Genomic DNA, 24,730 nt, shown 5'->3' on the forward strand with positions numbered 1-24,730 from the left:
ATGGCAAAAGGTAAATTCGAGCGTACGAAGCCTCATGTGAACATTGGCACGATTGGTCACGTTGACCACGGCAAGACGTCGCTGACGGCGGCGATCACGAAGTATTTCGGCGAGTTCAAGGCCTACGATCAGATTGACGCTGCTCCGGAAGAGAAGGCGCGCGGCATCACGATTTCGACGGCGCACGTCGAGTATGAGACGCCGACCCGTCACTATGCGCACGTCGACTGCCCCGGCCACGCCGACTATGTGAAGAACATGATCACCGGTGCTGCCCAGATGGACGGCGCGATCCTGGTTGTTTCGGCTGCCGACGGCCCGATGCCGCAGACGCGCGAGCACATCCTTCTGGCGCGCCAGGTTGGCGTTCCTGCGATCGTTGTGTTCCTGAACAAGGTCGACCAGGTCGACGACGCCGAGCTTCTGGAGTTGGTGGAGCTGGAAGTTCGCGAGCTTCTGTCGAAGTACGAGTTCCCGGGCGACGACATTCCGATCGTCAAGGGCTCGGCGCTTGCTGCTCTCGAAGACTCCAACAAGGAGATCGGCGAGAACGCGGTTCGCAAGCTGATGGAAGAGGTTGACGCCTACATCCCGACGCCGGAGCGTCCGATCGACAAGCCGTTCCTGATGCCGATCGAAGACGTGTTCTCGATCTCGGGCCGCGGCACGGTTGTGACGGGTCGCGTCGAGCGCGGCATCGTCAAGGTCGGCGAGGAACTGGAGATCGTCGGCATCCGTCCGACGGCCAAGACGACCTGCACGGGCGTTGAGATGTTCCGCAAGCTGCTGGACCAGGGCCAGGCCGGCGACAACATCGGCGCGCTGCTGCGCGGCGTTGACCGTGAGGGCGTTGAGCGCGGCCAGGTTCTGGCCAAGCCGGGTTCTGTGAAGCCGCACAAGAAGTTCAAGGCGGAAGCCTACATCCTGACGAAGGAAGAGGGTGGCCGTCATACGCCGTTCTTCACGAACTACCGTCCGCAGTTCTACTTCCGCACGACGGACGTGACGGGCATCGTTTCGCTGCCGGCCGGCACCGAGATGGTGATGCCTGGCGACAACATCACCGTTGACGTCGAGCTGATCGTGCCGATCGCCATGGAAGAGAAGCTGCGCTTCGCTATCCGCGAAGGCGGCCGCACCGTCGGCGCCGGCATCGTCGCTTCCATCGTCGAGTAAGAAGAACAAGAGATCTGTCGCGGGCGGGAATACGCCCGCGCCGCGCCAGAACAAGGAATAGACGCATGAACGGACAGAATATCCGCATCCGACTTAAAGCGTTCGATCACCGCGTGCTCGATGCTTCGACGCGTGAAATCGTTTCGACGGCCAAGCGCACCGGCGCTAACGTCCGCGGCCCGATTCCGCTGCCGACCCGCATCGAGAAGTTCACGGTCAACCGTTCGCCGCACGTCGACAAGAAGAGCCGCGAACAGTTCGAGATGCGCACCCACAAGCGCTTGCTCGACATCGTGGACCCGACCCCGCAGACGGTTGATGCGCTGATGAAGCTCGATCTGGCCGCCGGCGTGGATGTCGAAATCAAGCTCTAAGAGCTGAACCATGAGCCGGCGGGGCAACCCGGCCCGCTCCTCTGAAGGAAGATGAACCGATGCGTTCAGGTGTAATTGCACAGAAGGTGGGAATGACCCGCATCTACAATGATGCCGGTGAGCATGTCCCCGTTACCGTTCTCCGCATGGAGAGCTGCCAGGTCGTCGCGCAGCGCACGCAGGAAAAGAATGGCTACACCGCCGTTCAGCTCGGCGTCGGGCTTGCCAAGGTCAAGAACACGTCGAAGGCCATGCGCGGTCATTTCGCCGCCGCCTCCGTGGAGCCCAAGGCCAAGCTTGCCGAGTTCCGCGTTTCGCCGGACAACCTGCTGGACGTCGGCGCAGAGCTGACCGTCGACCACTTCGTCGCCGGCCAGAAGGTCGACGTTACCGGCACTTCGACCGGTAAGGGTTTCCAGGGTGTCATCAAGCGCCACAACTTCGGTGGTGGTCGTGCGACCCACGGTAACTCGCTGTCGCACCGCGTGCACGGCTCGACCGGTCAGCGCCAGGACCCCGGCAAGGTGTTCAAGGGCAAGAAGATGGCCGGCCACATGGGTGCCACCCGCGTGACCACGCAGAACGTCGAGGTCGTTTCGACCGACGCCGATCGCGGGCTTATCCTCATTCGTGGCGCGGTTCCGGGCACCAAGGGCGCCTGGATCCTGGTTCGTGACGCCGCCAAGGTGGCGCTGCCTGCCAACGCGCCGAAGCCGGCCGCGATCCGCGCCGCCGCCAACAATCAGGCTCCGGCCACCGAGGGAGCGGAATAATGGACCTCAAGATCACCACTCTCGCCGGTAAGGACGCCGGCAAGGTGAAGCTCTCGGAAGAGATCTTCGGCCTTGAGCCGCGCGAGGATATCCTCGCCCGCGTCGTCCGCTGGCAGCTCGCCAAGAAGCAGCAGGGCACGCACCAGACCAAAGGTCGCGCCGACATCGCGCGCACCGGTGCGAAGATGTACAAGCAGAAGGGTACCGGCCGCGCCCGTCACTCTTCGGCACGTGCTCCGCAGTTCCGTGGCGGTGGCAAGGCTCACGGCCCGGTTGCCCGCAGCCACGAGCATGATCTGCCCAAGAAGGTCCGTGCACTTGGCATCAAGCACGCGCTCTCGGCCAAGGCGAAGAGCTCGTCGCTCATCGTTGTCGACGATCTGAAGCTGGCCGAGGCCAAGACCAAGGCTCTGGTTGAGAACTTCGCGTCGCTCGGTCTGACCAACGCGCTGTTCATCGGCGGTGCGGAACTCGACCAGGGTTTCAAGCGGGCTGCTTCGAACATCCCGAACATCGACGTGCTGCCCATCCAGGGCATCAACGTCTACGACATTATGCGCCGCGGCACGCTGGTCCTTTCCAAGGCCGCCGTCGAGGCTCTCGAGGAGCGCTTCAAATGACCGACCTTCGTCATTACGATGTGATCGTCTCGCCGGCGATCACCGAAAAGTCGACCATGGCGTCCGAGCAGAACCAGGTGGTCTTCAACGTCGCCAAGAAGGCGTCGAAGCCGGAGATCAAGGCAGCAGTCGAGGCGCTGTTCGGCGTCAAGGTGACGGCTGTGAACACGCTGGTCCGCAAGGGCAAGGTGAAGCGCTTCCGCGGCACGATCGGCCGCCAGGGCGACGTCAAGCGAGCAGTGGTGACGCTGGCCGATGGCCAGTCGATCGACGTCGCGACGGGTCTCTGAGCTAGGCCGCGAGGACAACGACAATGGCACTGAAGAAATACAACCCGATAACGCCGAGCACCCGTCAGCTGGTCATCGTTGACCGCTCGGGCCTCCACAAGGGCAAGCCCGTCAAGGGCCTGACCGAGGGGCTGACCAAGTCGGGCGGCCGCAACAACTACGGTCGCATCACCGCCCGTTTCATCGGCGGTGGTCACAAGCGCACGTACCGCATCATCGACTTCAAGCGTCGCAAGTTCGACGTGGTCGGCACGGTCGAGCGCCTGGAATACGACCCGAACCGCACCGCCTTCATCGCTCTCATCAAGTATGAGGATGGCGAGCTGAACTACATCATCGCTCCGCAGCGCCTGCAGGCCGGTGACAAGGTTGTGGCTGGTGAATCGGTCGACGTGAAGCCTGGCAATGCGATGCCGCTCTCGGCCATGCCGGTGGGCACCATCGTGCACAACATCGAGCTGAAGCCCGGCAAGGGCGGCCAGGTTGCCCGTTCGGCTGGTGCATATGCCCAGCTCGTCGGTCGCGACCAGGGCATGGCGATCCTGCGCCTGAATTCGGGCGAGCAGCGCATCGTGCACGGTTCTTGCTTTGCTACCGTCGGCGCCGTGTCGAACCCTGACCACGGCAACATCAACGACGGCAAGGCCGGTCGTTCGGTGTGGCGCGGCAAGCGTCCGCATAACCGCGGCGTTGCCATGAACCCGGTCGACCATCCGCATGGCGGTGGTGAAGGCCGCACCTCTGGTGGCCGTCATCCGGTCACCCCGTGGGGTAAGCCTACCAAGGGTAAGAAGACGCGGTCCAACAAGGCGACCGATAAGTTCATTGTGCGCTCGCGCCATCAGCGCAAGAGCTAAGAAGAGGTAACGCCAAGTGACTCGTTCGATTTGGAAAGGCCCCTTCGTCGACGGCTACCTTCTGAAGAAGGCAGACAAGGTTCGTGAAGGTGGTCGTAGTGAGGTGATCAAGATGTGGAGCCGGCGCTCCACCATCCTGCCGCAGTTTGTCGGCCTCACCTTCGGTGTCTACAACGGCCAGAAGCACGTCCCGGTCTCCGTGAACGAGGACATGGTCGGCCACAAGTTCGGTGAATTCGCTCCGACCCGGACCTATTACGGTCACGGCGCGGATAAGAAAGCGAAGAGGAAGTAAATCATGGGCAAGGCCAAAGCTCCGCGCAGGCTTGCTGATAACGAGGCTCGTGCCGTCCTGCGCACGATCCGTATCAGCCCGCAGAAGCTGAACCTGGTTGCCGCGTTGATCCGCGGCAAGAAGGTTGCGACTGCGCTCAACGATCTGGAATTCTCGCGCAAGCGGATTTCGGAGACCGTGAAGAAGACGCTGGAATCGGCGATCGCTAACGCGGAAAACAACCACGACCTCGATGTCGATGCGCTGATCGTGGCCGAGGCCTATGTCGGCAAGTCGATCGTCATGAAGCGTTTCCACGCTCGTGGTCGCGGTCGCGCCAGCCGTATCGAAAAGCCGTTTTCGCACCTCACGATCGTCGTGCGTGAGGTTGAAGAGAAAGGGGAGGCTGCATAATGGGCCAGAAAATCAATCCGATCGGTCTCCGTCTCGGCATCAACCGCACCTGGGATTCGCGCTGGTACGCGAACACCGGCGAGTACGGCAAGCTGCTGCACGAAGACCTGAAGATCCGCGAGTATCTTGAGAAGGAACTCAAGCAGGCCGCGATCTCCAAGATCGTCATCGAGCGTCCGCACAAGAAGTGCCGCGTGACCATCCACGCCGCTCGCCCGGGTCTGATCATCGGCAAGAAGGGCGCCGACATCGAGAAGCTGCGCAAGAAGCTGACCGAGATGACGCAGTCCGAGACGCATCTCAACATCGTTGAAGTGCGCAAGCCGGAGATCGACGCGACGCTGATCGCCCAGTCGATCGCCCAGCAGCTCGAGCGCCGCATCGCTTTCCGTCGCGCCATGAAGCGCGCCGTGCAGTCGGCCATGCGTCTCGGCGCCGAGGGCATCCGCATCAACTGCGGCGGCCGTCTTGGCGGCGCCGAAATCGCTCGTATGGAATGGTACCGCGAAGGCCGCGTGCCGCTGCATACGCTGCGCGCCGATGTCGACTACGGCACCGCTGAAGCTCAGACGGCTTATGGCATCTGCGGCGTCAAGGTATGGGTGTTCAAGGGCGAGATCCTGGAGCATGACCCGATGGCTTCGGAACGTCGTGCCACCGAAGGCGACCATTCGCAGGGCGGTGAGCGCTCCGAGCGCGGTCGTCGTCGCGAAAACGCCTGATAGGCAAGGGAATTTGGAGTTAGAACGATGCTGCAGCCAAAGCGCACAAAGTTCCGTAAGCAGTTCAAGGGCCGCATCCACGGCACCGCGAAGGGCGGCACCAATCTGGATTTCGGCGGCTTCGGACTGAAGGCGCTGGAGCCGAACCGCGTCACCGCGCGTGAGATCGAAGCGGCTCGCCGCGCGATCACCCGCGAGATGAAGCGCGCCGGTCGGGTCTGGATCCGTGTGTTCCCGGACGTTCCGGTGACCTCGAAGCCGACCGAAGTGCGCATGGGTAAGGGTAAGGGCGCGGTCGACTACTGGGCTTGCCGCGTCAAGCCGGGCCGCGTCATGTTCGAGATCGACGGTGTGTCGGAAGAGATCGCCCGCGAGGCTCTGCGCCTCGGTGCCGCCAAGCTCTCGGTTCGCACGCGCTTCGTGCAGCGCATTGCAGAATAAGAAAGGGCTAAGCGATGAAGGCCTCTGATGTACGTATGAAGACCGTCGACGAGCTCGACGCTGATCTTGCCGATCTGAAGAAGGAGCAGTTCAACCTGCGCTTTCAGAAGGCCACCGGCCAGCTCGAAAAGACCGCGCGCGTGAAGCAGGTCCGCAAGGACATCGCGCGCATCAAGACCATCGCTGCTGAAAAAGCAGCGGCCAAGAAGGCATAAGGACGAGAATCATGCCAAAGCGCATCCTGCAGGGCACCGTCGTCAGCGACAAGAACGAGAAGACGGTCGTCGTCAAGGTCGAGCGTCGCTTCACCCATCCGGTGATGAAGAAGACCGTGCGCATGTCGAAGAAGTACAAGGCGCATGACGAGAACAACACCCACAAGGTGGGCGACCAGGTGTCTATCCAGGAATCGGCTCCGATCTCCAAGGATAAGCGCTGGGTCGTGATCGGTTCCGATCAGGCGTAACGAAACGAATTTTGGACAGACCGGGGAGGGGCTTTTAAGCCCGTCCCGATAGCGAAGAAGAAGGCGGCCAGTCATGATTCAGATGCAAACAAACCTCGACGTCGCGGACAACTCCGGCGCCCGTCGTGTCATGTGCATCAAGGTGCTGGGCGGTTCGAAGCGGAAGTATGCATCCGTCGGCGACATCATCGTGGTGTCGATCAAGGAAGCCATTCCGCGCGGCCGCGTGAAGAAGGGTGATGTGATGAAGGCGGTCGTGGTTCGCACGGCCAAGGACATCCGTCGTCCGGACGGCAGCGTGATCCGTTTCGACAAGAACGCAGCCGTTCTCGTCGATAACAAGAAAGAGCCGGTGGGCACCCGTATCTTCGGGCCGGTTCCGCGCGAGCTTCGCGCGAAGAACCACATGAAGATCATCTCGCTCGCACCTGAAGTGCTGTAAGGAGCCGGAGAAATGCAAAAGATCCGTAAAGGCGACAAGGTCGTCGTGCTTTCCGGCAAGGATAAGGGCCGCTCCGGCGAAGTTCTGTCCGTTCAGCCGAAGGAAGACACCGCCATTGTTCGCGGTATCAACATCGTGGTCCGCCACCAGCGCCAGACCCAGGCCCAGCAGGGCGGTCTGATCCGCAAGGAAGCGCCGATCCATCTTTCGAACATCGCCGTTGCCGATCCCAAGGATGGCAAGCCGACCCGCGTCGGCTTCAAGCTCGAGAAGGACGGCAAGAAGGTACGAGTCGCCAAGCGCTCGGGAGAAGTCATCAATGGCTAAGGCAGCACAAACCGCGCAGAACACGCCGCGCCTGAAGCAGGTCTACAACGAGACCATCAAGAAGGCGCTGCTCGAGCAGTTCAAGTACGACAACGAGATGCAGATCCCGCGTCTCGACAAGATCGTGCTGAACATGGGTGTCGGCGAAGCTACCGCCGATTCCAAGAAGCCTTCCGTGGCTGCCGAGGACCTGGCGCTGATCGCCGGCCAGAAGCCGGTCGTTACCCGCGCCCGCAAGTCGATCGCCGGCTTCAAGGTTCGTGAGAACATGCCGATCGGCACCAAGGTGACGCTTCGCAAGGAGCGCATGTATGAATTCCTGGACCGCCTGGTCAACATCGCGCTGCCGCGCGTTCGCGACTTCCGCGGCCTGAATCCGAAGAGCTTCGATGGCCGCGGCAACTACGCCATGGGCATCAAGGAGCACATCGTGTTCCCGGAGATCAACTACGACAAGGTCGATCAGATCTGGGGCATGGACATCATCGTTTGTACGACTGCGAAGACGGACGACGAAGCCAGGGCGCTGCTCAAGGCTTTCAACTTCCCCTTCCGCCAGTAACGGCAGCGAGCAAAGGAAAAATCTGAAATGGCAAAGACCAGCTCAGTCGAGAAGAACAACCGGCGCCGCAAGCTTGTGGACCAGTACGCTGCCAAGCGTAAGGCCCTCAAGGAAATCGTCATGGATCAGTCCAAGCCGATGGATGAGCGCTTCCGCGCCCAGCTGAAGCTCTCGGCCCTGCCGCGCAACTCGGCCAAGATCCGTATCCGTAACCGCTGCGAAGTCACGGGCCGTCCGCGCGCCTTCTATCGCAAGCTCAAGGTCTCGCGTATCGCGCTTCGCGATCTTGGCAACAACGGCCAGATCCCGGGCCTGGTCAAGTCGAGCTGGTAAGGAGGACATGATATGTCATTGAGCGATCCTCTCGGCGATATGCTGACCCGCATCCGCAATGCCTATGGCCGTAAGAAGTCGACCGTGTCGACCCCGGCCTCGCGTCTGCGTGCCCGTGTTCTCGATGTGCTGAAGTCGGAAGGTTACATCCGCGACTACAGCCAGACCGACTTCGACAACGGCAAGTCGGAAATCGAGATCGAACTGAAGTACTTCGACGGCAATCCGGTCGTGCGCGACATCTCTCGCGTTTCGAAGCCGGGCCGCCGCGTCTACGTTTCGGCCAAGTCGATCCCGCAGGTCGCCAACGGCCTCGGCATCGCCATCCTTTCGACCCCGAAAGGCGTTATGGCCGATCACGAAGCACGCGAGCAGAACGTCGGCGGTGAAGTCCTCTGCCAGATCTTCTGATCGGCGAGTTGAGATAGGAAGGACGAGAGAAAATGTCTCGTATTGGTAAGAAACCCGTCTCCGTACCGGCCGGCGTGACCGCTTCTGTCAACGGCCAGACCGTGACGGCCAAGGGTCCGAAGGGCGAACTGAAGTTCGTGGTCAACGACGAAGTTCTGGTCAAGCTGGACGAAGGCCAGATCGCCGTCGAGCCGCGCGATCAGTCGAAGGACGCCCGCTCCAAGTGGGGCATGTCGCGTACTCAGATCGTCAATATCCTGACCGGTGTGAAGGACGGCTTCGAGAAGAAGCTCGAGATCACCGGCGTCGGTTACCGTGCTGCCATGCAGGGCAAGAACCTGCAGCTCGCGCTCGGCTTCTCGCACGACGTGGTCTATGAGACCCCGCAGGGCATCACGATCACTGTGCCGAAGCCGACCGAAATCACCGTTTCGGGCATCGACAAGCAGCAGGTCGGCCAGGTCGCGGCCGAGATCCGCGAATATCGCGGCCCAGAACCCTACAAGGGCAAGGGCGTGCGCTATGCTGGCGAGAAGATCGTCCGCAAGGAAGGCAAGAAGAAGTAATCGGCTCGGCCCTGAACGGATTGTTCGGACAGGGCCGGACCTGAGAAATGCAACGCCACGGGGTGTTGCCGCGGGAGGAGGGAAACCTACCGCACAGGGCAAGCCCCGTCTTACAAGGCAGGAATCACGACTATGGCAACCAAGGAAGCCACCCTGCGCCGCTCGGCGCGTATCCGTCGCCAGATCAAGGCAGTCGCCAACGGTCGCCCGCGTCTTTCGGTGCACCGCACCTCGAAGAACATCTATGTTCAGGTGATCGACGACGCCAAGGGGCAGACCATTGCAGCCGCCTCGACCCTGGAGAAGGACTTCAAGGCCGGCAAGAAGACGGGTGCCGATACCGCGGCTGCCGCCGCTGTCGGCAAGCTGGTTGCCGAGCGTGCGATCAAGGCTGGCGTCAAGGACGTCGTCTTCGACCGTGGCTCGTACATCTATCATGGCCGCGTCAAGGCGCTGGCCGAAGCCGCCCGCGAGGGTGGCCTGAACTTCTAAGCCTGAGCCCTTTCCGAATGCCGGCTTCAAAAAGAGGCTGACATTTCGGAACGGATCGTGCAGAAGGCGCAAGTTTTCGCCGCCGGCGACCTCGAAAAGGGGCGCCGGCATTTCAGCAACCCGTGCTTCCGGAAAAGAACAAGGACTAGGATATGGCACAGGAACGTAGGGAAGGCGGCCGCGAACGTGGCCGTGACCGCGAAGAGCGCGACGACGGCATCGTCGACAAGCTCGTACACATCAACCGCGTCGCCAAGGTGGTCAAGGGTGGCCGTCGCTTCGGCTTCGCCGCGCTCGTCGTCGTCGGCGACCAGAAGGGCCGCGTCGGCTTCGGCCACGGCAAGGCGCGCGAAGTGCCTGAAGCGATTCGCAAGGCGACCGAATCGGCCAAGCGCGACATGATCTTCGTCCCGCTGCGTTCGGGCCGTACGCTGCACCACGACGTCGAAGGGCGTTGGGGCGCCGGCAAGGTTCTGCTGCGCACCGCCAAGCAGGGTACCGGCATCATCGCTGGTGGCCCGATGCGCGCTGTCTTCGAGACGCTCGGCATGCACGACGTCGTCGCCAAGTCGATGGGCTCGTCGAACCCGTACAACATGGTTCGCGCCACGTTCGACGCCTTGAAGCGCCAGATGCATCCGAAGGATGTGGCTGCTGCGCGTGGCATCAAGTATTCGACCCTTCAGGCCCGCCGCGGCAATGCCGTTGCGGCTGATGAATAGTCGATAGCTTAGAGGGACCACAAACATGGCCAAGAAAGCTACCAAGACCGTCACCGTTGAGCAGATCGGTTCGCCGATCCGTCGGCCGAAGGAACAGCGCGCAACGCTGGTCGGCCTCGGTCTCAACAAGATGCACCGCAAGAGCACGCTGGAAGATACGCCTTCCGTGCGTGGCATGATCGCGGCCGTCCAGCATCTCGTCCGCGTTGTGGACGAGAAGTAAGCCGCAGGAGAACGACCATGAAACTCAACGAACTGCGTGACAAGGACGGCGCGACCAAGGCTCGCAAGCGTCTCGGACGCGGCATCGGCTCGGGCTCCGGCAAGACCGCCGGCCGCGGCGTGAAGGGCCAGAAGGCCCGCTCCGGCGTTGCCATCAACGGCTTCGAGGGTGGCCAGATGCCGCTCTACCGCCGTCTGCCGAAGCGCGGCTTCAACAACATCTTCGCCAAGAGCTTCGCTACCGTGTCGCTCGCTCGCATTCAGACGGCGATCGATGCCAAGAAGCTTGACGCCAAGGAAACCGTGACCGGTGAGGCACTCGTCAAGGCCGGCGTCATCCGCCGCCTCAAGGACGGCGTGCGCGTCCTCTCCGACGGCGAACTCAAGGCCAAGCTCACCTTCGACGTGGCCGGCGCTTCGAAAGCCGCCGTCGAGAAGATCGAGAAGGCCGGCGGTTCGGTGAAGCTGCCCGAAAAGGCATCTGCCGAATAATATCTCAGACAAGCGGCCGCGCTCGACGCGGCCGCTTGCATCTTGGCACCGCCGAGCCTATGTCCGGTGCTCGGTGATAGGCGCTGCCCGAAGCGGGCGCTCCCGCGTCATCTGGCGGAGAAATTTCCATGGCTTCGGCTGCTGAACAACTAGCATCCAATCTCAATTTCGCGGCTTTTGCCAAGGCCGAGGATCTCAAGAAGCGCATCTGGTTTACGATCGGCGCTCTCCTCGTTTATCGCCTCGGCACTTACATCCCGCTTCCAGGCATCGATCCGGCCGCTTTCTCGCAGGCCTTCCAGTCGCAGTCCAAGGGCGTGCTGGGCATGTTCAACATGTTCGCCGGCGGTGCCGTGCAGCGCATGGCGATCTTTGCGCTGGGCATCATGCCCTACATCTCCGCCTCCATCATCATGCAGCTGATGACCTCGGTCATTCCGTCGCTGGAAGCGCTGAAGAAGGAAGGTGAGCAGGGCCGCAAGATCATCAATCAGTATACCCGCTACGGCACCGTGCTGCTTGCCATCGTGCAGGCCTACGGCATTTCGGCGGGACTTGAGAACGGCAACGGCATCGTCACGGATCCGGGCATGTTCTTCCGCATCTCCACCGTCATTACCCTGGTGGGCGGCACAATGTTCCTGATGTGGCTGGGCGAACAGATCACTGCCCGCGGCATCGGCAACGGCATCTCGCTGATCATCTTCGCCGGCATCGTCGCCGGCCTGCCAAGCGCCATTTCCGGCACGCTGGAACTCGGCCGCACCGGCGCGCTGTCGACACCGCTGATTCTGGCCATCATCGTGCTGGCCATCGTGGTCATCGCCCTGATCGTGTTCTTCGAACGTGCCCAGCGCCGGCTTCTGATCCAGTATCCGAAGCGTCAGGTCGGCAACCGCATGTTCCAGGGTGATACTTCGCATCTGCCGCTGAAGCTCAACACTTCAGGCGTCATTCCGCCGATCTTCGCCTCGTCGCTGCTGCTGCTGCCGGCGACCGTCGCGGGCTTCTCGAGCACGACCAACCTGCCGGGCTGGGCGAACGCTCTCCTGGCCTCGCTCGGTCACGGCCAGCCGCTCTACATGGCGTTCTATGCTGCGATGATCGTGTTCTTCGCTTTCTTCTACACGGCGATCGTCTTCAATCCGAAAGACACCGCCGACCAGCTGAAGAAGCATTCCGGTTTTATTCCCGGTTATCGCCCAGGCGAGCGCACCGCCGAATATATCGACTATGTGCTCACCCGCATCACGGTGATCGGCGCCATCTATCTGGTTGTCATCTGTCTGTTGCCGGAGTTCCTGATTTCGGCCACTGGCGTACCGTTCTACCTTGGTGGCACTTCGCTTCTGATCGTTGTCAGTGTAACGCTCGACACCGTTGCGCAGATTCAGGGTCACCTGATCGCGCATCAGTACGAGGGTCTGATCAAGAAGTCGAAGCTGCGCGGAGGTAAGAGGGGTAGATGAGGTTGATATTGCTTGGCCCGCCTGGTGCGGGCAAGGGGACGCAAGCGCAGCGACTGGTCGAAAAACACGGCATTCCGCAACTCTCCACCGGAGATATGTTGCGTGCTGCGGTCAAGGCTGAAACACCGGTCGGTCTCAAGGCTAAGGCGGTCATGGATGCCGGCGAACTGGTGTCCGACGCTATCGTCAATGCGATCGTTGCCGAGCGCATCGATCAGGCTGATTGCGCCAAGGGGTTCATTCTCGACGGTTATCCACGCACGCTGGCCCAGGCCGATGCGGTGGAGACGATGCTGGCCGAGCGCAAGCTGAAGCTGGATGCCGTGATCGAACTTGTTGTCGATGACAAGGTTCTGGTCGGCCGAATCGTCAAGCGCGCGCAGGAAGCGGCAGCAGCCGGGCAGCCCGTTCGCAAGGACGACAACCCGGAAGTCTTTGAAGAGCGTCTGCGCGAATATTACAAGAAGACCGCACCGCTCATCGGCTACTACCATGCCAAGGGTATGCTGAAAGGCGTCGACGGCATGGCTGATATCGACGCCGTGACCGGGCAGATCGAGACCGTTCTGGCTGCTGCTGTCCAGAAATGAACAATTCAGCTTGACTGGGCCGGGCTGCTGGAGTATGGCGGCCCGTCTCCCTATCAGGCATGAGCTTTGCTTGTCCGTGAGGACAGGGCAGCCGCTTTGAACAGGAACTCCCGCAAGGGCCGGCCTCCACCGGACGCGGGTTCACGTAATAAGCGCCGGTTCGACGTTGTCGTCCGGCCCAAATGGAGAAAGAGAAGTTATGGCCCGTATAGCCGGCGTCAACATTCCGACCAACAAGCGCGTCGTCATCGCGCTTCAGTATATTCATGGCATTGGCAAGAAGTTTGCCCAGGAGATCGTCGACAAGGTCGGCATCCCTGCCGAGCGCCGCGTCAACCAGTTGACCGACGCCGAAGTGCTGCAGATCCGCGAGGCGATCGACCGCGATTACCAGGTCGAAGGCGATCTGCGTCGCGAAGTTTCGATGAACATCAAGCGTCTGATGGACCTCGGCTGCTACCGCGGCCTGCGTCACCGTCGTTCGCTGCCGGTGCGCGGTCAGCGCACGCACACCAACGCCCGCACCCGCAAGGGCCCGGCGAAGGCGATTGCCGGCAAGAAGAAGTAATTAGGGCAGTAAGAGAGTAGGGCACTACGGCAGTAGGATTGGCAGGAAGACTGCCCTAATGCCGTATTCCCTTGCCGTCTTATCCCTGGTGTAGCCGCTGGCATTACGGCGGTGTAGAGATCAACTGAAAGGACTACCATGGCCAAGGAAGCCGCACGCGTCCGTCGCCGCGAACGCAAGAACATTTCGTCGGGTGTCGCTCATGTCAACTCGACCTTCAACAACACCATGATCACCATTTCCGACGCGCAGGGCAACGCGATTGCCTGGTCGTCGGCTGGCGCCCAGGGTTTCAAGGGTTCGCGCAAGTCGACCCCGTTCGCTGCCCAGATGGCTGCCGAAGACGTTGCCAAGAAGGCGCAGGAACACGGCATGCGCATGCTCGAAGTCGAAGTTTGCGGTCCGGGTTCGGGTCGTGAATCGGCGCTTCGCGCGCTGCAGGCCGCCGGTTTCACCATCACCTCGATCCGTGATGTGACGCCGATCCCGCACAATGGCTGCCGCCCGCGCAAGAAGCGTCGCGTCTAACAGCTTTTTCGAACACCGTCGGGAACGCCTCGTGCGTTCCCGAATGGTTTCCAGGTCGCCCGCCACGATTGGATGGTGGTGGGGAAACGGAAGGACAGAAAATGATCCAGAAGAACTGGCAGGAACTGATCAAGCCCAACAAGATCGACTTCTCGTCGAAGGGCAAGACGCTGACGACGCTGGTCGCTGAGCCGCTTGAGCGCGGCTTTGGCCTGACCTTGGGCAACGCGCTGCGCCGCGTGCTGCTTTCGTCGCTGCGTGGCGCGGCCGTCACCGCCGTGCAGATCGACGGCGTGCTGCATGAATTCTCGTCCATCGGCGGTGTGCGCGAGGACGTGACCGACATCGTTCTCAACATCAAGGAAATCGCCATCAAGATGGAAGGCGATGGTCCCAAGCGCATGGTCGTGCGCAAGCAGGGCCCGGGTGCCGTCACCGCTGGCGACATCCAGACTGTGGGCGATGTCGAGATCCTGAACCCCGACCATGTCATCTGCACCCTCGACGAGGGCGCCGAGATCCGCATGGAGTTCACGGTCGACACCGGCAAGGGCTATGTCCCGGCCGAACGCAACCGTGCCGAAGACGCGCCGATTGGCCTTATCCCGGTCGATTCGCTCTATTCGCCGGTCAAGAAGGTCTCCTACAAGGTCGAGAACACCCGCCACGGCGAGGAGCTCGACAAGGACAAGCTGACCATGACGCTCGAGACCGACGGTTCGGTCACGGGTGAGGACGCAGTGGCTTTCGCCGCTCGCATCCTGCAGGATCAGCTGTCGCTGTTCGTCAACTTCGACGAGCCGCAGAAGGAGGTTGCGACCGAAGCCGTCACCGAACTCGCCTTCAACCCGTCGCTCCTCAAGAAGGTCGACGAGCTGGAGCTTTCGGTGCGTTCGGCCAACTGCCTGAAGAACGACAACATCGTCTATATCGGCGACCTCATCCAGAAGACGGAAGCGGAAATGCTCCGCACGCCGAACTTCGGTCGCAAGTCGCTGAACGAGATCAAGGAAGTTCTGGCTGCGATGGGCCTGCACCTCGGTATGGAAGTGCCGGACTGGCCGCCGGAAAACATCGAAGACCTCGCCAAGCGTTACGAAGACCAATATTGAGCATGAATTCCAAGGATCGGCGGCGTGAGCCGCTCGATCCGACGGTCATGCGGAAAACCATCAGAGGCCGTGGCCTCTTGAACAACTGAAGAAGGAAAAGAGCCATGCGCCACGGTTTCAAAGGCCGTCGCTTCGCCCGCAGCGTAAGCCACCGCAAGTCGATGTTCGCCAATCTCGCCGTGTCTCTGATCGAGCACGAGCAGATCGTCACCACCCTGCCGAAGGCGAAGGACCTGCGTCCGATCGTCGAGAAGCTGGTCACGCTCGGCAAGCGCGGCGACCTGCATGCCCGCCGTCAGGTCATTGCCCAGATCGGCAACGAGCCGGTCGTGAAGCGACTGTTCGACACGATTGCGCCGCGTTATGCGGAACGCAACGGTGGCTATCTGCGCATCATGAAGGCAGGCTTCCGCAAGGGCGACAACGCCGCCATGGCGGTCATCGAGTTCGTCGACCGCGATACCTCGGCCAAGGGCGCTGCTGACCGCGCTCGCGTCGAGACGGAAGCGACCGAGACCGAAGCGGCGTAAGCCTTTCGGACTTTCTTGAAAGACATTCAGGGGCCCCGAGGGGTCCCTTTTTGTTGCGCAAATCCCACATGAGCTGCGGCCGACGCATCGGTGCGAAAATCGAAATCAATTTTTTTAAGCACGATGCGCGGTTTGAGAGCGTTAGAGCGTCCCTTGTGTGAGGCGTGGCGCTCTAAGGGAAAGGTCGCAGAAATGCTCCCGAATATTCTTCGCGTCGTCGTGTTCCTCATCGGATTGATTACCGGCGGCACTGTCGTCGCCGAGGCCAAGGAGGCACCATCCATGTTGATCGAAGCGATCACCAGCGGTGACATTTCGGTGCTCAAGGCCGCGATCGCAGCGGACACAGACCTGGAACAACGCGACGGCAAGGGCCGCACGGCGCTGCTGATTGCCGCTCATGCCGACAATGCCGAAGCGGCCAAGTTGCTCATCGAGGCGGGCGCCGACGTCAATGCCAAGGACGACATCCACGACACGCCGTTTCTCTATGCGGGTGCCGAGGGCAGGAACGAGATCCTGAAGGCCATTCTCGCCTCCGGCAAGGCCAACCTGAAGGACACCAACCGCTTCGGCGGTACTGCCTTGATCCCTGCCGCGGATCATGGCTATCCGGAAACCGTAGCGATCCTGCTTGCGACCGATATCGACGTCGACCACGTCAACGATCTCGGCTGGACAGCGTTGATGGAGGCCGTGATCCTTGGTGACGGAGGTCCCGTGCAGCAGCAGATCGTCGACCTTCTGCTCAGTGCCGGCGCCAAGGATATCCCTGATCGTGATGGCGTGAGCACGCTCGATCACGCCCGACAGCGCGGTTACGACGCCATCGCTCAGAGGATTGCCGAGGGCGTGCGCTGACTGTCGGGTCGGCCATCCCAACGATGAACGGGGATGGTCACCGAACCTTTGCCCGGCTGTCATCTGCCGGTCATGGCTTTCCAACAAAACGGTGAGGGCGGGTCTCGGGAGAGACCTATCACCGTTTGAAGGACCGACGACCATGACCACTCTCATCAGGCGTTCGCTGCTGGCTACGGCAGCGCTTTCCGCGCTTCTCGTTTCGGGCACTGTTCACGGGCAAGATGCCGCCGATGCCTACCTGCAGCGCGGCGCCAAGGGCGACATCACCCAGCAGGGTGGCGCACGGCGTCTGACCGGTGAGGCTACCGCAGAGCTTCAGAAGTACATCCAGAGTGGCGAGGTGAAGAACGTCATTCTGCTCATCGGCGACGGCATGGGCGATTCCGAGATCACGGTGGCGCGCAACGTTGCCGAAGGCGCAGGGGGCTTCTTCAAAGGCATCGACGCTTTGCCTGTCACCGGCCAGTACACGCACTATTCCATCGACAAGAAGAGCGGCAAGCCAAGCTACGTCACCGATTCCGCAGCTTCGGGTTCGGCCTGGGCGACAGGCACCAAGTCCTACAACGGCGCCATCTCGGTCGACATCCAGGAAAAGCCGCACAAGACACTGATCGAACTCGCCAAGGCTGCCGGCATCGGCACCGGCAATGTGTCCACCGCCGAGATCCAGGATGCCACGCCGGCTGTCCAGGTCGCCCACGTCACGCAGCGCAAATGCTACGGCCCGACCGCGACTGCTGAAAAGTGCCCGGCCAACGCACTGGAGAACGGCGGTCTCGGCTCAATCTCGGAGCAGTTGCTGAACACACGCGCCGATGTGGTGCTGGGTGGTGGCGCCAAGAGCTTCGGTGAAACGGCCAAGGCAGGCGACTGGAAAGACAAGACCTTGCTCGACCAGGCCAAGGAGCGCGGCTTCCAGCTTGTTACCAACGCCGACGAGCTCAAGGCCCTGACCGTGGCAAACAACGACAAGCCGGTGCTCGGCCTCTTCTCGGAAGGCAACATGCCGGTACGCTGGAAGGGTCCGAAGGCCACCCACCACGGCAACATCGACCAGCCGGCTGTGACCTGTGAGCCGAATGCCGAGCGCGCTGCCACCGTGCCGACACTGGCTGCGATGACGACCAAGGCGATCGATCTGCTCAAGACCAACGACAAGGGCTTCTTCCTGCAGGTCGAGGGCGCTTCGATCGACAAGCAGGACCATGCAGCCAATCCGTGCGGCCAGATCGGCGAGACGGTCGATCTCGACGAAGCCGTGCAGGTCGCACTCGACTTCGCCAAGGCCGATGGCAAGACGCTGGTTATCGTCACCGCAGATCACGCCCACACCAGCCAGATCATCCCGAACGAGACCAAGTCGCCGGGCCTCACGCAGGCACTCAACACCAAGGACGGCACGGTCCTCACCATCAACTACGGCACGTCGGAAGATGAGGAGGACCAGGAACACACCGGCGCGCAGCTGCGCGTCGCGGCCTTTGGTCCGCATGCGGCCAACTTCGCCGGCCTGACCGACCAGACCGACATGTTCTTCACGATCCGTGATGCGTTGAAGCTGGCTGACTGACAGGGCCTTGCCCCTTTCCAGCAATACGGGGAGAGGGCACTGACGGCACCTGTCGCAAAGTGCAGGCAGAATTGCGGTCTTCGTAAATTTCAGGACGAAATGATTCCGGTTTCAACGTGCTGGCGGTTTTCATGACGAAAACCGCCAGTTTTTTTATGCCATGAAGATTTGGCCGGTTCGCCGAAAAGGCGCATTCGAAGGCATTTTGGCGGCCTTTTACCGAGCGGGGAAAATGGGTGAGGGCGACGCTGTTGGATTCCGCTTCCGCGCTTCCTACTTTGTCGGAAACCCTCTAGCCTCGCGCGCAGTCAGAATCGTTAGCCAAGGCCCGCCATGCGCTGCCCCTATTGCCAATCCGAAGACACGCAGGTGAAGGATTCGCGTCCTGCCGAGGATGGCGCCGCCATCCGCCGGCGCCGCGTTTGCCCCGACTGCGGCGGCCGCTTCACCACATTCGAACGTGTGCAGCTACGTGATCTCGTCGTCATCAAGAAGTCCGGCCGCAAGGTGCCATTCGATCGTGACAAGCTGGCCCGCTCGGTCGAGACGGCGGTGCGCAAGCGCAATGTCGATCCCGACCGCATCGACCGTGCCGTCACCGGCATCGTGCGTCAGCTGGAAAGTTCGGGTGAAACAGAAATCCCGTCGGCTGAAGTTGGCCGTCTGGTGATGGATGCGCTGAAGTCGCTGGACGACGTCGCCTATGTACGCTTCGCCTCGGTCTATCGCAATTTCCGCGAGGCCAAGGACTTCCACGAAGTGCTGGGCGAGTTGAAGAGCGACGAGGACGCTGGATAGGTCGTGATTTCGCATAGCAGTCCAGAACAGCAGGCTCTCGACCGCCGTTTCATGGCCGCGGCGATCCGGCTGTCGCGGCGCAACCTCGGCCGTACTGCCACCAATCCCTCCGTTGGCACCATTATCGTGCGCGACGATGGCGGTGGCCCGATGATCGTCGGCACCGGCGTCACCGCGGTCGGCGGACGCCCCCATGCCGAAACCGAGGCACTGGCCGAGGCCGGCCCGCTGGCCAAGGGCGCTACCGCCTATGTGACACTGGAGCCCTGCGCCCACCATGGCCGCACGCCGCCTTGCGCCAATGCGCTGGCAGCCGCCGGCATCAGGCGGGTGGTCGGTTCCGCGAGCGATCCTGACCCGCGTGTGTCCGGCAAGGGCTATGCCATCCTGCGCGACGCCGGCGTTGAGGTCGTCGAGCGTGTTCTTGCCAAAGAAGCGGCCGAGCAGATGGCGGGCTACCTGATCCGCTCCCTCAGGAAGCGGCCGGAAGTGATTCTGAAACTTGCCCTTTCCGCCGACGGTATGATCGGCCGCAAGGGCGCTGGCCAGGTCTCGATCACCGGTGATGCCGCGCGCCGGGAGGTCCATCTGATCCGGGTGGAAGCGGATGCGGTTCTGATCGGCATCGGCACGGCACTTGAGGATGATCCTGCGCTTACTGTTCGCCTACCGGGGCTGGAAGGACGTTCGCCAGCGCGGATCGTGCTCGATCGTCACATCCGTTTGCCGGAAACAGCCAAGCTGGTGGCGGAGGTGGATCGCGTGCCGCTCTACATAGCAGCCTGCGCCGAAGCCGATCCTCAGCGCAAAGCGGCGTTGGAGCGGCGCGGTGTGCGCTTTGTCGGCACTGAAACGGTAGACGGCCGTATCGCCTTGCCGGAGCTGATGGAAGACCTGGCCGCGCTTGGCATGGCGAGCGTGCTGGTCGAAGGTGGTGCGGAAGTCACAAGGGCGTTTCTCGACGAAGAACTGGTCGACCGTATCATCCTGTTCACCGGGCCGGAGGCAATCGGCGACGGCGGCATCGCTTCACCCATCGATGCCGCCGGCATTCCGGCTAGCTTCCGCAAGTTGCGCGAGACCAGCTTCGGTGAGGATCATTGCGCCGAATGGGTAAGGGATATTTTCTGATGTTCACTGGCATTGTCACCGATATTGGCACCGTGGCTGCGGTGAGCCCCCGCAAGGAAGGCGTCGGCCTGCGCATCGACACCAGTTATGATCCTGCCACCATTGACATCGGTGCCTCGATCTCCTGCGGTGGGGTATGCCTGACTGTGACGGCGCTGCCGGAGCAGGGCTCCAACGCCCGCTGGTTCGAAGTCGAGGCCTGGGAAGAGGCATTGAGGCTGACCACCGCGTCCGATTGGAGGGCCGGTAGCCGCATCAACCTGGAGCGCGCGCTGAAGATTGGCGATGAACTGGGTGGCCACATCGTGTCCGGTCATGTCGACGGCACCGCGCTGATTGTGGCACGCGAAGACGAGGGGGAGGCGGTACGCTTCACGCTCGAGGCGCCGCGCGAACTGGCGAGGTTCATCGCTCCAAAGGGTTCGGTGGCGCTGGACGGCACCTCGCTGACCGTGAACAAGGTGGAAGGCACGCATTTCGACGTGCTTTTGATCCACCATTCGCTGCAGGTGACCACCTGGGCGGACCGGCAGGTGGGCGATCGCATCAACATCGAGATCGACACCATGGCGCGTTATGCGGCGCGGCTGGCGGAGGCTGCGAAAGAGGGACTTTAAGGCCACCTTAGGGGGCGCGATGTCTGGTTTCCGGTTTGAGGCGACGGTGGTTCATTGGCGGGGACCGTCTCCATTTTTCTTCGCTCCGGTACCGCCGCCGTGCGGTGACGAGATAAAACGGCTTTCGACGTTCGTCACCTACGGCTGGGGGATGATACCGGTCGAGGCAACGATCGACGGTGTCACGTTCTCGACATCGCTGTTCCCGAAGAACGAGAGCTATCTTTTGCCGCTGAAAGCGAAGGTGCGGCAAAAGCTCAACCTGACGGCGGGCGATACGATTTCCGTCGAGATGAGAGTTCAACCGGCGCAGCGCAGATAGCCGGTGCGCGGCTCCATCGCCTTCAGATGGCCGTCCATGGATGTGGTCACGGATCTGGAATCGTACCGGCCAGCACTTGCGAATAGGTCGCCGCATCGATGTTGCCGCCTGAGATTACGCAGACCACATTGCCTTTGATCTGGTCGCTGGCCAGGGCAACGGCCAGCGAGGCGGCGCCTGCGCCTTCCGCAACAACCTTCGCTTTCGAGAACAGCAGCCGCATTGCATCCGTGATCTGGTCAAGGCTGACGGCAACAGCACCGTCAATCAGTTCGCTCACCACCGGCCACAACTGCGGCACGAGCGAAGGGCCGCCGATGCTCTTCACGAAGGACGGCTTTGTCTCGATCTCCACGATATTTCCCGCGGCAAGCGCTGCGGTGACGGGAGCGGCGCTCTCGTCCTCGGCGGCAACAATCATTGCCTGCGGACGCAGCGCCTTGACCGCGCTGGCGACACCGGTCGTCAGGCTGCCGCCGCCAAAGGGCGTCACCACGACATCGATTTCGGGGAGGTCCTCGACGATTTCCAGGCCGATGATGCCGTTCCCGCTCAGCACGGCCTGATCCGTCACGGGATTGATCAGAAGCTCGTCAAGTTCAGGCCGCTCTGCCTCGACGATGTAGCGCCACCACGTCTCCGTGGAGATGAAGCGCACGTCGCCGCCGAGCCTGCGGACGCCGTCGATCTTGGCACGGGGTGCTCCCGAATACATGTAGGCGGCCATCGGGACACCGAGCCTGTGCGCCGCCCAGGCCATGCCATAGGCCATGTTGCCGGAGCTTGCCGTCGCAACGCCGCTGCACAAGGTCTTGATGTCACGCGACAACAGCGCGTTGAGTGCCGGCCTCAGCTTGAAGGCCCCTATGGGGGAGAGTGTTTCCAGTTTTAGGAAGATGCGCCGATCCGGCAGCCTGAGATCGAGCTGAACCAACGGCGTGCGGTGCATGTAGGCAGCCAGCCGGGTCCGCGCTGCCTCGATCTCGTCGAGCTGCGGGCGTCGTGGCCTTGCAGTCTCTGAGCTGTCTGCCCACTTTTCCATGGAATACCTTCGTCCATCATGTGTTCTGGCGCGGATTATATTTTATCCCTAAAACAATAAAAGGGTGTCCCGGCGAAGTGCCGGCATCGCGCATGACTGTCGGTGAGCGCATGTGATGGCAGGCATGCTCAAACGTCGCTTGCGCCCGCCGTCGCTTCGGCCTAAGTCACCGACAATTCCGGAGACCTTCATGGCTGGCACATCCCAACACGGCAAGGCGTTCATTCAGCCGCAGAAGAACGCCCACCTTCTCATCATCGAGGCGAGGTTCCACGACGACCTCGCGGACGCGCTGCTTGACGGTGCCGCGAGCGCACTCGGCGAAGCGGGCGCGACCTACGACGTGGTGACCGTTCCTGGCTCGCTCGAAATCCCCGGCGTCATCGCCTTCGCGCTCGACGGCATGGCCGAGGGCGGCAAGATCTATGACGGCTTCGTGGCGCTCGGTACCGTTATTCGTGGTGATACCTATCATTTCGATATTGTGGCGAACGAGTCGAGCCGTGCGCTGATGGATCTTTCTGTCCAGGAGTCGATTGCAATCGGCAATGGTATCCTGACCACCGAAAACGAGGAACAGGCCTGGGTACGCGCCAAGAAGAGCGAAGGCGACAAGGGCGGGTTCGCGGCGCGTGCAGCGCTGACCATGATTGCGCTCAAGGAAAAACTGGGAGCGCCATCGTGACCGAACCGTCCGATTCTGCTCCGCGCCAGGCCAACAAGCGGGGTGCCGCGCGCCTGGCAGCAGTGCAGGCGCTCTACCAGATGGATGTCGCCGGCTCCGGCTTGCTGGAGATCACCGCCGAATACGAGGCGTTCCGGCTCGGCAAGGAAGTCGACGGCGCGCTCTACCGTGAGGCGGACGCACAGTGGTTTCGTGCCATCCTGGCCGGCGTGGTCGAGAACCAGAAGACGGTTGACCCGGTTATTCGCCAGTCTCTGACCGAGGATTGGCCGCTGTCGCGGCTGGATTCCACGCTGCGCGCCATCCTGCGTGCCGGCGTCTACGAGCTGATGAAGCGCGAGGATGTGCCCGTCGCGGTGATCGTCTCTGAATATGTCGATATCGCCAAGGCCTTCTATTCCGAGGAAGAGCCGAAGCTGGTCAATGCGGTGCTTGACCGTGTTGCACGCCGTGTGCGCGGCGAGGGCAGGGGAAAGGACGCTCGATGAGCGTCGTGACGGTCGCGGCGGAAAACGAGGCGCGCCGTACCGCCTTCATCTTGTCCGCTGCCCAGGCGGTGCTGGGGTCGGCCGGACCGATCTGCTTTGCACTCGGCGCGCTGGCTGGCGAATTTCTTCTGGGGCCAGACAAGTCGCTCGCCACGGCACCACTCACCGGGTTCTCCGTCGGCCTGGCGGTGGGCGCGCTGCCTTCGGCTGCGCTGATCCGCCGGTTGGGCCATCGGGATGGCTTTCTCCTCGGTACCGTCGTCACCGCGCTGGGCGGGTTGATTGCCACCTTGGCGCTGTTCCAGTCGAGTTTCTGGATCTTTGTGTTCGGCCTGCTGGTGATAGGAGTAGGAGCCGCCTTCGTGCAGCAGTTCCGCTTTGCGGCCGCCGACAATGCCCCGCAGGAATTCAAGGCACGTGCCATTTCCTTCGTGCTGGCGGGTGGTATCGTCACGGCAATTCTCGGCCCGCAGGTGGTGATCTTCACCAAGGACCTGCTGGCACCGGTGCCTTTTGCCGGCGCCTTTGCGTCTATCCTTGCCCTGTCGGTGGTGGGCGGTGCGATCCTGTTTTTCCTCAACACGCCCAAACCGTCGCAAGCGGAACATGCCGCCGCCCATGGTGGCAGGCCTCTCTCCGAGATCATCAGCCAGCCGCGCTTCTTCATCGCGCTCTTCTGTGCCGTCGGCTCCTACACGATGATGACCTTCGTCATGACCGGCGCGCCTCTGGCCATGGTCGGTTGCGGCTTTTCCTCCGATGAAGCTACGCTCGGCATCTCCTGGCACGTGATGGCCATGTTCGGACCGAGCTTCTTCACCGGCCGGCTCATTCACCGTTTCGGGGCGCCAACCATCGTCGCCGTCGGTTTCATACTTTTGATCGGCTGTGCGGTGGTGGCGTTGTCGGGCATCCAGCTTTGGCAGTTTTGGACCACGCTGATCCTGCTGGGCCTCGGCTGGAACTTCGGTTTCATCGGAGCCACCGCCATGGTGACGGAAAGCTACCGGTCCGAAGAAAAGGGCACGATCCAGGGCTTTCACGATCTTATCCTGTTCGGCTCGGTGGCTTTCGCCTCGCTGATGTCGGGAGCGGTTTACAATGCCTGGGGTTGGACGATGCTGGCCTGGATCGTCTTTCCCGTTTCGATCCTGTGCCTTGTGGCTCTTGGCGCGCTACGCACGACGGCCCTGCGCCGCGCCAACTGACCGGTCGGCGCTGTTTGAAGCCTTTGCGCGGAAGGCGCCTGCCGATTGGCGCAGAATCCCACCCGCGGCCTCTACCGCTGCCTGCCCATGGCTATGTATTGACGATTGGTACCAGTCCTTCCGTTCCGGCGCGCGGTACCGGCATCGCATCGAAGCAGGATAGACACAACGCAAGATCTGACCTGCGTTCAAATCAACAAAACCGCTGCCAAGCCAACTGACAGGATGC

Annotated in this window: 38 protein-coding genes; 37 read left to right on the forward strand and 1 reads right to left on the reverse strand. The window is 61.8% G+C overall.

What is annotated here, in order from left to right; translation table 11 throughout:
• The 34 genes from tuf to AO692_RS18365 form a co-directional block, all read left to right on the forward strand.
• Positions 1–1,176, forward strand: a 1,176-nt coding sequence (gene tuf / locus AO692_RS18200; RefSeq protein ID WP_054311475.1) for an elongation factor Tu, incomplete at its 5' end; no start/stop codon positions are given.
• A 65-nt stretch (positions 1,177–1,241) separates the two neighbouring features.
• Entirely contained in the window at positions 1,242–1,550 is a 309-nt protein-coding gene (gene rpsJ / locus AO692_RS18205) for a 30S ribosomal protein S10 (protein ID WP_006205468.1), read from the forward strand.
• Between the two features lie 59 nt (positions 1,551–1,609).
• Positions 1,610–2,323, forward strand: a complete 714-nt coding sequence (rplC, locus tag AO692_RS18210) for a 50S ribosomal protein L3 (RefSeq protein ID WP_054311476.1) — start codon at positions 1,610–1,612, stop codon at positions 2,321–2,323.
• Positions 2,323–2,943 (forward strand): 50S ribosomal protein L4, encoded by a 621-nt coding sequence (gene rplD, locus AO692_RS18215; RefSeq protein ID WP_054311477.1) that lies wholly within the window; start codon positions 2,323–2,325, stop codon positions 2,941–2,943. Before rplC ends, rplD begins: the two co-directional genes overlap by 1 nt.
• A complete protein-coding gene (locus AO692_RS18220) occupies positions 2,940–3,233 on the forward strand; it encodes a 50S ribosomal protein L23 (RefSeq protein ID WP_054311478.1) in 294 nt (97 codons plus the stop codon). The genes rplD and AO692_RS18220 overlap by 4 nt, the downstream gene beginning before the upstream one ends.
• Before the next feature lie 23 nt (positions 3,234–3,256).
• The gene (gene rplB / locus AO692_RS18225; RefSeq protein WP_054311479.1) at positions 3,257–4,090 is read left to right on the forward strand and encodes a 50S ribosomal protein L2; all 834 of its coding nucleotides are present in this window, start codon (positions 3,257–3,259) and stop codon (positions 4,088–4,090) included.
• A 16-nt stretch (positions 4,091–4,106) separates the two neighbouring features.
• Positions 4,107–4,385 (forward strand): 30S ribosomal protein S19, encoded by a 279-nt coding sequence (rpsS, locus tag AO692_RS18230; RefSeq protein ID WP_054311480.1) that lies wholly within the window; start codon positions 4,107–4,109, stop codon positions 4,383–4,385.
• Positions 4,386–4,388: 3 nt separating this feature from the next.
• Positions 4,389–4,778: a 50S ribosomal protein L22 gene (rplV, locus tag AO692_RS18235; protein WP_054311481.1), complete on the forward strand. Its 390-nt coding sequence runs from the start codon at positions 4,389–4,391 to the stop codon at positions 4,776–4,778.
• Positions 4,778–5,500 carry a 30S ribosomal protein S3 gene (rpsC, locus tag AO692_RS18240; protein WP_054311482.1) on the forward strand — a complete coding sequence of 241 codons (723 nt, stop codon included), beginning with the start codon at positions 4,778–4,780 and terminating at the stop codon, positions 5,498–5,500. Before rplV ends, rpsC begins: the two co-directional genes overlap by 1 nt.
• 27 nt (positions 5,501–5,527) lie before the next feature.
• Positions 5,528–5,941 (forward strand): 50S ribosomal protein L16, encoded by a 414-nt coding sequence (rplP, locus tag AO692_RS18245; protein WP_054311483.1) that lies wholly within the window; start codon positions 5,528–5,530, stop codon positions 5,939–5,941.
• 14 nt (positions 5,942–5,955) lie between these two features.
• A complete protein-coding gene (rpmC, locus tag AO692_RS18250) occupies positions 5,956–6,156 on the forward strand; it encodes a 50S ribosomal protein L29 (RefSeq protein ID WP_054311484.1) in 201 nt (66 codons plus the stop codon).
• Between the two features lie 11 nt (positions 6,157–6,167).
• The gene (rpsQ, locus tag AO692_RS18255) at positions 6,168–6,407 is read left to right on the forward strand and encodes a 30S ribosomal protein S17 (protein ID WP_054311485.1); all 240 of its coding nucleotides are present in this window, start codon (positions 6,168–6,170) and stop codon (positions 6,405–6,407) included.
• A 73-nt stretch (positions 6,408–6,480) separates the two neighbouring features.
• The gene (gene rplN / locus AO692_RS18260) at positions 6,481–6,849 is read left to right on the forward strand and encodes a 50S ribosomal protein L14 (RefSeq protein WP_024924768.1); all 369 of its coding nucleotides are present in this window, start codon (positions 6,481–6,483) and stop codon (positions 6,847–6,849) included.
• 12 nt (positions 6,850–6,861) lie between these two features.
• On the forward strand, positions 6,862–7,176 hold the full coding sequence (rplX, locus tag AO692_RS18265; protein WP_054311486.1) for a 50S ribosomal protein L24: 315 nt from the start codon (positions 6,862–6,864) through the stop codon (positions 7,174–7,176).
• Positions 7,169–7,738 carry a 50S ribosomal protein L5 gene (gene rplE / locus AO692_RS18270; protein ID WP_054311487.1) on the forward strand — a complete coding sequence of 190 codons (570 nt, stop codon included), beginning with the start codon at positions 7,169–7,171 and terminating at the stop codon, positions 7,736–7,738. The genes rplX and rplE overlap by 8 nt, the downstream gene beginning before the upstream one ends.
• 27 nt (positions 7,739–7,765) lie before the next feature.
• Positions 7,766–8,071: a 30S ribosomal protein S14 gene (gene rpsN, locus AO692_RS18275; protein ID WP_054311488.1), complete on the forward strand. Its 306-nt coding sequence runs from the start codon at positions 7,766–7,768 to the stop codon at positions 8,069–8,071.
• 12 nt (positions 8,072–8,083) lie between these two features.
• On the forward strand, positions 8,084–8,482 hold the full coding sequence (gene rpsH / locus AO692_RS18280) for a 30S ribosomal protein S8 (RefSeq protein ID WP_054311489.1): 399 nt from the start codon (positions 8,084–8,086) through the stop codon (positions 8,480–8,482).
• A 32-nt stretch (positions 8,483–8,514) separates the two neighbouring features.
• On the forward strand, positions 8,515–9,048 hold the full coding sequence (gene rplF, locus AO692_RS18285; RefSeq protein ID WP_054311490.1) for a 50S ribosomal protein L6: 534 nt from the start codon (positions 8,515–8,517) through the stop codon (positions 9,046–9,048).
• Positions 9,049–9,180: 132 nt separating this feature from the next.
• A complete protein-coding gene (rplR, locus tag AO692_RS18290) occupies positions 9,181–9,540 on the forward strand; it encodes a 50S ribosomal protein L18 (protein ID WP_054311491.1) in 360 nt (119 codons plus the stop codon).
• A gap of 152 nt (positions 9,541–9,692) precedes the next feature.
• On the forward strand, positions 9,693–10,262 hold the full coding sequence (rpsE, locus tag AO692_RS18295) for a 30S ribosomal protein S5 (protein WP_054311492.1): 570 nt from the start codon (positions 9,693–9,695) through the stop codon (positions 10,260–10,262).
• A 25-nt stretch (positions 10,263–10,287) separates the two neighbouring features.
• Positions 10,288–10,485, forward strand: a complete 198-nt coding sequence (gene rpmD / locus AO692_RS18300) for a 50S ribosomal protein L30 (protein ID WP_054311493.1) — start codon at positions 10,288–10,290, stop codon at positions 10,483–10,485.
• A gap of 17 nt (positions 10,486–10,502) precedes the next feature.
• Entirely contained in the window at positions 10,503–10,976 is a 474-nt protein-coding gene (rplO, locus tag AO692_RS18305; RefSeq protein ID WP_054311494.1) for a 50S ribosomal protein L15, read from the forward strand.
• 128 nt (positions 10,977–11,104) lie between these two features.
• Entirely contained in the window at positions 11,105–12,445 is a 1,341-nt protein-coding gene (gene secY, locus AO692_RS18310) for a preprotein translocase subunit SecY (RefSeq protein WP_054311495.1), read from the forward strand.
• Positions 12,442–13,035: an adenylate kinase gene (locus AO692_RS18315; RefSeq protein ID WP_054311496.1), complete on the forward strand. Its 594-nt coding sequence runs from the start codon at positions 12,442–12,444 to the stop codon at positions 13,033–13,035. Before secY ends, AO692_RS18315 begins: the two co-directional genes overlap by 4 nt.
• Positions 13,036–13,234: 199 nt before the next feature.
• Positions 13,235–13,603, forward strand: a complete 369-nt coding sequence (gene rpsM, locus AO692_RS18320) for a 30S ribosomal protein S13 (RefSeq protein ID WP_054311497.1) — start codon at positions 13,235–13,237, stop codon at positions 13,601–13,603.
• 138 nt (positions 13,604–13,741) lie between these two features.
• Positions 13,742–14,131 (forward strand): 30S ribosomal protein S11, encoded by a 390-nt coding sequence (rpsK, locus tag AO692_RS18325; protein WP_024924781.1) that lies wholly within the window; start codon positions 13,742–13,744, stop codon positions 14,129–14,131.
• Between the two features lie 101 nt (positions 14,132–14,232).
• Positions 14,233–15,243 (forward strand): DNA-directed RNA polymerase subunit alpha, encoded by a 1,011-nt coding sequence (locus AO692_RS18330; protein ID WP_054311498.1) that lies wholly within the window; start codon positions 14,233–14,235, stop codon positions 15,241–15,243.
• Positions 15,244–15,347: 104 nt separating this feature from the next.
• Positions 15,348–15,773 (forward strand): 50S ribosomal protein L17, encoded by a 426-nt coding sequence (gene rplQ / locus AO692_RS18335; RefSeq protein WP_054311499.1) that lies wholly within the window; start codon positions 15,348–15,350, stop codon positions 15,771–15,773.
• Positions 15,774–15,965: 192 nt separating this feature from the next.
• Positions 15,966–16,634, forward strand: coding sequence for an ankyrin repeat domain-containing protein (locus AO692_RS18340; RefSeq protein WP_152979879.1), 669 nt, complete (start codon positions 15,966–15,968; stop codon positions 16,632–16,634).
• Positions 16,635–16,776: 142 nt separating this feature from the next.
• Positions 16,777–18,210, forward strand: a complete 1,434-nt coding sequence (phoA, locus tag AO692_RS18345) for an alkaline phosphatase (protein WP_054311500.1) — start codon at positions 16,777–16,779, stop codon at positions 18,208–18,210.
• 333 nt (positions 18,211–18,543) lie between these two features.
• Positions 18,544–19,008 (forward strand): transcriptional regulator NrdR, encoded by a 465-nt coding sequence (gene nrdR / locus AO692_RS18350; protein WP_054311501.1) that lies wholly within the window; start codon positions 18,544–18,546, stop codon positions 19,006–19,008.
• 51 nt (positions 19,009–19,059) lie between these two features.
• Positions 19,060–20,139, forward strand: a complete 1,080-nt coding sequence (gene ribD, locus AO692_RS18355) for a bifunctional diaminohydroxyphosphoribosylaminopyrimidine deaminase/5-amino-6-(5-phosphoribosylamino)uracil reductase RibD (protein WP_054311594.1) — start codon at positions 19,060–19,062, stop codon at positions 20,137–20,139.
• Positions 20,139–20,756, forward strand: a complete 618-nt coding sequence (locus tag AO692_RS18360; RefSeq protein ID WP_054311502.1) for a riboflavin synthase — start codon at positions 20,139–20,141, stop codon at positions 20,754–20,756. The genes ribD and AO692_RS18360 overlap by 1 nt, the downstream gene beginning before the upstream one ends.
• A 19-nt stretch (positions 20,757–20,775) precedes the next feature.
• Positions 20,776–21,078, forward strand: a complete 303-nt coding sequence (locus AO692_RS18365) for a DUF1905 domain-containing protein (protein WP_054311503.1) — start codon at positions 20,776–20,778, stop codon at positions 21,076–21,078.
• 46 nt (positions 21,079–21,124) lie between these two features.
• Here AO692_RS18365 and AO692_RS18370 read toward each other — a convergent pair whose 3' ends face one another.
• Positions 21,125–22,120, reverse strand: coding sequence for a pyridoxal-phosphate dependent enzyme (locus tag AO692_RS18370; protein WP_054311504.1), 996 nt, complete (start codon positions 22,118–22,120; stop codon positions 21,125–21,127).
• A gap of 190 nt (positions 22,121–22,310) precedes the next feature.
• On the opposite strand from AO692_RS18370, the gene ribH reads away from it, so the two are divergent.
• The 3 genes from ribH to AO692_RS18385 are packed head-to-tail and all read left to right on the forward strand — an operon-like array spanning position 22,311 to position 24,501.
• Positions 22,311–22,805: a 6,7-dimethyl-8-ribityllumazine synthase gene (ribH, locus tag AO692_RS18375; RefSeq protein WP_054311505.1), complete on the forward strand. Its 495-nt coding sequence runs from the start codon at positions 22,311–22,313 to the stop codon at positions 22,803–22,805.
• On the forward strand, positions 22,802–23,293 hold the full coding sequence (gene nusB / locus AO692_RS18380) for a transcription antitermination factor NusB (protein WP_054311506.1): 492 nt from the start codon (positions 22,802–22,804) through the stop codon (positions 23,291–23,293). The genes ribH and nusB overlap by 4 nt, the downstream gene beginning before the upstream one ends.
• Positions 23,290–24,501 (forward strand): MFS transporter, encoded by a 1,212-nt coding sequence (locus AO692_RS18385; protein ID WP_054311507.1) that lies wholly within the window; start codon positions 23,290–23,292, stop codon positions 24,499–24,501. The genes nusB and AO692_RS18385 overlap by 4 nt, the downstream gene beginning before the upstream one ends.
• The last annotated feature ends 229 nt before the right edge of the window (positions 24,502–24,730 follow it).

This window comes from Mesorhizobium sp. 1M-11 (genome assembly GCF_001303895.1).
Classification (GTDB): domain Bacteria; phylum Pseudomonadota; class Alphaproteobacteria; order Rhizobiales; family Rhizobiaceae; genus Mesorhizobium.